The sequence below is a fragment of the Streptomyces sp. AB3(2024) genome (assembly GCF_041862025.1).
Taxonomy (GTDB): Bacteria; Actinomycetota; Actinomycetes; order Streptomycetales; family Streptomycetaceae; genus Streptomyces.
In genome coordinates this window covers 1-5947 of sequence record NZ_JBGWAB010000240.1, presented here as the reverse complement: position 1 = coordinate 5947, position 5947 = coordinate 1, and the positions used below count along the sequence as shown (strand labels likewise).

At 73.2% G+C, this 5947-nt stretch carries 4 protein-coding genes and 1 pseudogene; 2 read left to right on the top strand and 3 right to left on the bottom strand.

Going from position 1 to position 5947, the window contains the following annotated elements; all coding sequences use genetic code 11:
• Positions 1-103: 103 nt before the first annotated feature.
• Both ACEPPI_RS39535 and ACEPPI_RS39530 read right to left on the bottom strand, forming a co-directional pair.
• Complete coding sequence (locus ACEPPI_RS39535; RefSeq protein WP_373920087.1) at positions 104-2986, bottom strand: AAA family ATPase; 2883 nt, start codon at positions 2984-2986, stop codon at positions 104-106.
• A gap of 216 nt (positions 2987-3202) precedes the next feature.
• A complete protein-coding gene (locus ACEPPI_RS39530) occupies positions 3203-3970 on the bottom strand; it encodes a thioesterase II family protein (protein ID WP_373920086.1) in 768 nt (255 codons plus the stop codon).
• Between the two features lie 312 nt (positions 3971-4282).
• On the opposite strand from ACEPPI_RS39530, the gene ACEPPI_RS39525 reads away from it, so the two are divergent.
• Positions 4283-5278, top strand: coding sequence for a glutathione S-transferase family protein (locus tag ACEPPI_RS39525; RefSeq protein ID WP_373920085.1), 996 nt, complete (start codon positions 4283-4285; stop codon positions 5276-5278).
• Positions 5279-5351: 73 nt separating this feature from the next.
• Positions 5352-5627, top strand: coding sequence for a hypothetical protein (locus ACEPPI_RS39520; protein ID WP_373920084.1), 276 nt, complete (start codon positions 5352-5354; stop codon positions 5625-5627).
• Between the two features lie 121 nt (positions 5628-5748).
• Here the strand turns inward: ACEPPI_RS39520 and ACEPPI_RS39515 are convergent.
• Positions 5749-5947 (bottom strand): annotated as a pseudogene (locus ACEPPI_RS39515) (LLM class flavin-dependent oxidoreductase); the annotation flags it as partial.

Here is a 5947-nt window from a genome sequence, read left to right as displayed (position 1 = left end):
GGGGGGGGGGGGGGGGGGGGGGGCCGGGGGGCCCCCGCCCCGGGGCACCCGCCCCCTTTTCTTGCATCGGGCCCCCCGCACGGGGCCCGCGTCGGGGGCTGCCTCAGGCGATGCCGGGCAGGCTGAGGTCCCACAGCCGGCCGGGCAGGTCGCGGCGTCGTTTGACCTTCAGCTTGCGGTAGATCCGGGTCAGGTGCTGTTCGACCGTGGAGACGGTGACGTAGAGCTTCGTGGCGATCTCGCGGTTGGTGTGGCCGCGCGCCGCCAGCAGCGCCACCCGGGCCTCGGCCTCGGACAGCACCTCGGCCTCCTTAGGCGGTTCCGCCTCGCGCCCGGCCACCACGGGAGCGCTCTCTCCGTCGCCCCGGCCGGGGGTGAACTCCTGGCACAGCGGCTGCGCCCCGCAGGACTTGGCGACGTGCCAGGCCTTGCGTACGAGCATCCGGGCCCGGTTGAAGTCGCCGGCGGCGCGGTAGGCGCTGCCCAGCTCGCCGAGGGTCCGGGCCAGCTGGAGCCGGTCCTCGCCCTGCTCCAGGGCGTCCACGGCCTCGGTGAGCCGCTTCAGCCGGTAGGCGAGGTCGCCGCTGGTGCGGGCCAGCGCGAAGAGCAGGGCCCCGCGCGGCCTGCCGCCGGCCGGAACCGCCTCGCTTCGGCGCTGCTGCTCCACGTACTCCCGGGCACGCGGCACGTTGCCGATGGCCAGCCACGCCTCGGCGGCGTCCAGCCGCCACGGCGCCGGTTCGGCGGCCTCCATGTTCCAGGCCTGCATGAGTTCCCCGCAGGTGAGGAAGTCGCGCAGGGCGGCGTGGTAGCGGCCGGTGGCGAGGTGGCAGCGGCCCCGGGCGCGCAGGTAGTGCAGGCCGAGCCGGGTCTCCAGCATGGTCTCGGGCACGGGCTGTTCGAGCAGGCTCATGGCCTCGTCGATGTTGCCCATCTGGGTCTCGGCCTCGATGAGGACGCCCAGCGGCAGGGCGACGCCCACGCCCCAGCACTGCACGGAGATCAGGGACATGGACTGGCGGGCCTGGGCGGCCGCACCCGGCAGATCGCCCTGGCGCAGGAAAACCTCGGCGCGCACCGCGCCGAGCGCCGCCTGCCAGGTCGGCGCGTTGTGGGCGGAGCACTCGCCGAGCAGCCGGTCGATCCAGGTCAGGGCCAGGTCCAGGCGGCCGGCGTAGACGAGGGTCAGGACGGCGAGGACGAGGGGGGTCAGGGTGCGGTCGCTGAGGTGGTAGCGCTGCAGGACCCGGGTGGCCTCGGCGACGGCGGCTTCGCCGTGGCCGCCGCGCAGCGCGGTCCGCATGGCCTCGGCGGCCGGTACGTGGGCGTCGTCGGGCATCTCGTGGGCGGCGGTTCCGGCGAGGCGGCCGGTGGCCGGGGTACGGGTCGGGCCGGGGACGGCGGCGTCCGCGGGCTCGGCGGTGGCGAAGACGTCCCGTACCGGGGGGCTGATGACGCAGAGCCAGTCCTGGGCGGCGGCGAGCGTACCGGGTTCGTAGGCGGAGGGGTGGCCGCTCTCGCGCGCCTGGTCGGCGTCGCTCTGCAGGCGGCGTATCTCCTCGGCGGCCTGCCGGGCCTCGCCCATCCAGGCCAGGCAGGACACGGCGTGCAGGAGGTCGCGGTCGGTGAGCCGGCCGGCGCAGAACTCGCGGGACAGCTGGCGCAGGTGGCTTTCGGCGGCGACCGGGCTGCTGCGCCAGACGATGCTGACCAGGCGGGACTTCAGGGCGGTGTGCAGGGAGCCCTCGGGGCAGGAGTCGACGGCCAGCTGCCCGCAGCTGAGGGCAAGTTCGGGGTCGCCCTCGACGAGGGCGTATTCGGCGGCGTCCTGCAGGACGGGGATCGCCCAGTCCTCGACGGGCTTGCGGGCGGCCAGCAGGTGGCGGGCCACGTCGAGGGCGGCGGCGCCTTCCTGGTGCAGCAGCCGCGCGGCGCGCTGGTGGAGGGCGGACAGCGCTCCGGGCGGGGTCGCGGTGAGGACGGCGCTGCGGGTCGCGGCCTCGCGGAAGGCGCCGTCGCGCAGGATCCCGCAGCGTCCCAGGTCCTGGAGGGCCAGTTCGGCGGTCTTGACGTGTACGTCGGTGATGCGGCTGAGGAGGACGGGCGGGCAGGCGTCGCCGAGGACGGCGATACCCCGGGCGACGGCCGGCATCTCGGGGTCGCCGCGGTGGAGGCAGTCCAGGACGGCGCGTTCGAAGGTCTCGGCGGGGCGCAGTGGCTGGAACGGCTCGCTGTCGCCGAGGGCGGCCAGGCCGTCCTCCAGCAGTGCCTTGACCAGCAGCGGGTTGCCGCCGGTGGCCTGCTGGCAGTCGGCGGCGAGGCGCTGTGCGGCGGCGCCGGTGAAGTGGCCGGCGAGCAGGCGGCCGGTGCCTTCAGTGCTGAGCAGGGGGAGCCGCAGGGTGGTGCAGTTGGGCTGGCGCTTGAGTTCGGCGTGGAAGTCGAGTTGGGCGGGCAGCAGGCGGACGGCCTCGGTGAGGACGATCAGGACGCCGGCCTGGCGGACCCTGCGGGCCAGGCAGAGCAGGAAGGCGCGGGAGAGTTCGTCGCCGTGGTGGACGTCGTCGACGGCGATGACGACGGTGCGGTCCCGGGCGATCCGCAGGAGCGAGGCGCAGACGTGGGGCAGTACGCGCATGCCCGACTCGACGGCGCTCGCGGCGTCTTCGCCGTCCGTCGCGCGGTCGCTGACCGCGTCGAGCAGGGCGGTGGCCTCGGCGTGGACTGCGGGGTCCAGGGGGGCGGCGCTGTCGAGGATGCGGCGCAGGATGCCGAAGGGGAGGTAGCGCTCGGCGCGGGAGCCGGCTGCTTCGAGGACCAAGGCCCCTTCGGACAGGGCGTGTTCGGTGAAGCATTCGAGCAGGCTCGTTTTACCGCCGGCGATGGCTCCGCTGATGACGGCGACGCGTCCGCGGCCCCGGCGGGCGCTGTCGAGCAGGTCGCCCAGCGTCTCCCACTCGTGCTCGCGCTCGACCAGCCTTGCCTCCACGCTGTTCCCTTCCCCCGGCTTGCCTGAGCCTGCCCTGCACTGCACTGCTTCGTGCCTCCTCGCGCCCCCGCCGGGCGGGCGGGGTGGTTCGGGGTGGCCCGGGGCGGGCCGGCTCCCCTCCGTGCGGGGAGGGGTGCCGGGCGCGCCTCGGGTCCCGTTCGTCCGTTCAGCGCCGGGCGCGCCGTCAGTCGTGCGGCTCCCCACCCGGTGTGCGGTTCAGCCCCTAGGGGTGGCGACCGCTGCGAGCTCGTCAGAAACGATCTTCAAGATACGTGCCTGATGCCGGGCGAGAAAGAAATGTCCGCCGGGAAAACGGTGGATGGCGAATTCACCGCGGGTGTGCGCTTCCCAGGCTTCCGCTTCTTCACCGCTGGTGCGGGGGTCGGACTCGCCGGTCAGCACGGTGATCGGGGCGCCGATCGTTTCGTCGGCCGCGGCCCGGTAGTTCTCGATCGCCGTGTAGTCGCTGCGAATGGCGGGGAGCACCATGCGCAGAATCTCCTCGTCGCCGAGAATGGCGGCGTCGGTCCCGCTGAGTTCGCGCATTTCGGCGACGATGCCGTCATCGTCGCGCAGGTGCACGGATTCATGGCGGAAACTCGACGGTGAGCGCCGGCCGGACGCGAAGACGCGGACGGGGTGGACGCCGTGGTCACGCTCCAGGCGGCGGGTCACCTCGAAGGCGAGGACGGCGCCCATGCTGTGGCCGAAAAACGCCAGGGGCTTGTCCGTCCAGGGCAGAAGTGCACTGGTCAGGGCGTCGGCGTAGGCGCCGATGTCGGTGATCCCGGGCTCGTGCCGGCGGTCCTGGCGTCCGGGGTACTGGACGCTGACGACGTCCAGCCCGGGGGCCAGGGCCTGGGACATGGGGAAGTAGAAGGAGGCGGATCCGCCGGCGTGCGGGAGGCAGACCAGTCGGATCGGGCTTTCGTCCGCCGCGTGATAGCGGCGGATCCAGCCATCGGCATTACGGTTGTCGATCAAGGGATGAAAACTCCGTGTTCCAGTCCGGAGCAGCACACGGGCTCGGCAATCCGGGCCCATTTGCGACTTCCGCACACGCGTTCCGTTGCCCTATGTCTAGCAGAGCGCCAATCCTGCCAGTACCCCTAGGCTGGAACCCCTATAGCGGCCGGAAATCGCCTGCGGGCCCGACGGCTGGCCGAAACCGTACGCAATTCAACTGTTGAAAGCAGCGGGTATCTCCTGGCCAAGCGGGTATCTCCTGGCCAGAGGGGTGGCGGAGGCCCGGTGGAGGGGGTGCTCGCAGCCGCGGTTCCTGGGTAGGGCCCCGGCATGACTGACGTACAGCGCGGCAAGGGGTACACCCGCGACAGCCGCTACATCGCCACCCGGATCACCGCCGACGGACGCGACGGCTTCCCTGTGGAGGCCGGTCGCTACCGCCTCGCGGTGAGCCGCGCCTGCCCCTGGGCCCACCGCGCGGTGATCATCCGCCGGCTCCTCGGGCTGGAGGAGGCCCTGCCCATGGCCGTGGCCGGCCCCACGCACGACGCCCGCAGCTGGACCTTCGACCTCGACCCGGGCGGCCGCGACCCGGTGCTCGGCATAGAACGGCTCCAGGAGGCATACCTCGCCCGCGACCCCGACTACGACCGGGGCATCACCGTGCCGGCGATCGTGGACGTGCCGACCGGCCGGGTGGTCACCAACGACTACGCGCAGATCACCTTCGACATGATGCTGGAGTGGACGGCGCACCACCGCCCCGGCGCACCGGATTTGTACCCGGCGGCGCTGCGGCCGGAAATCGACGCCATCGGCGGGGAGATCTACACGGACGTCAACGACGGCGTCTACCGCACCGGGTTCGCCAAGTCCCAGGAGTCCTACGGCGCGGCGTACGAGCGTCTCTTCGCGCGCCTCGACCGGCTCTCCGAGCGGCTGGAACACTCCCGCTACCTCGTCGGCGAGACGATCACCGAGGCGGACGTCCGGCTGTTCACCTCGCTCGTGCGCTTCGACGCGGTCTACCACGGCCACTTCAAGTGCAACCGGCAGAAGCTCGCGGAGATGCCGGTGCTGTGGGCCTACGCCCGGGACCTGTTCCAGACGCCGGGCTTCGGGGACACGGTCGACTTCGACCACATCAAGAAGCACTTCTACCTCGTCCACAGCCACATCAACCCGTCCGGGATCGTTCCCGACGGCCCCGACCCGTCGGGCTGGCTCGAACCGCACGGCCGGGCGGCGCTGGGCGGACGCCCCTTCGGGGACGGCACCCCGCCCGCACCCCCCTCCCCCGCCGAGGCCGTCCCGCCCGGAAATTGACCGGCCCGTGTCGGTGGTGGATGCGAGGATCGGCGCGGCGCCGGGCATCCGGCCGCACTGGAGGGGGACGGGCATGGACAGCCGGAACACGTACGCATGGCCACGGGAAGCGACCGGCGGGGACGCCACGACGCTGGAGCGGTGGCTGGCCGGCCACGGCTGGGAGGTCGACCCGACCGTCTTCATGGCGGGTGCGCGCGGCCCGGCGGTCCAGATCCGGCGGATCGGCGCGGCCTGGCAGGACGGTGAGCCCGGCCTGCTGGTCCTGCCCGGTGAAACGGTGGAGTTCGACGGGGCCCGGATGCGCACCGCGCGCGGCCCGGTACCCGCGGCGGCCGTAGCCCCGTAGCCCGCGGCGCGCCGACCGGCCGCACTGCGCGCCGGTCGGTCGCGGGCCCCGCCCGGGGGGCACGCCGTGCCCCCGTGGCGGACGGTCAGCCGTTGAGTGCCGGGATGACGTGCCGTCCGGCCTCCCCAAGCCGGGCGAGGGTGTTTGGACCCTCGCCGAGCCGGGCGAGGGTGTTGGGGGCCCGGCCCGCGACCCGCATCGCGGAGTCGCCGCGGCCGATGCCGCAGACGGTGCGGTTGCCGTACATGTCGTTGAGGGTGGCGAAGGTGGAGGCGGTGACCTCCCAGGTGCGGGTGCCCGGGTTGGTGACCATCGGACCG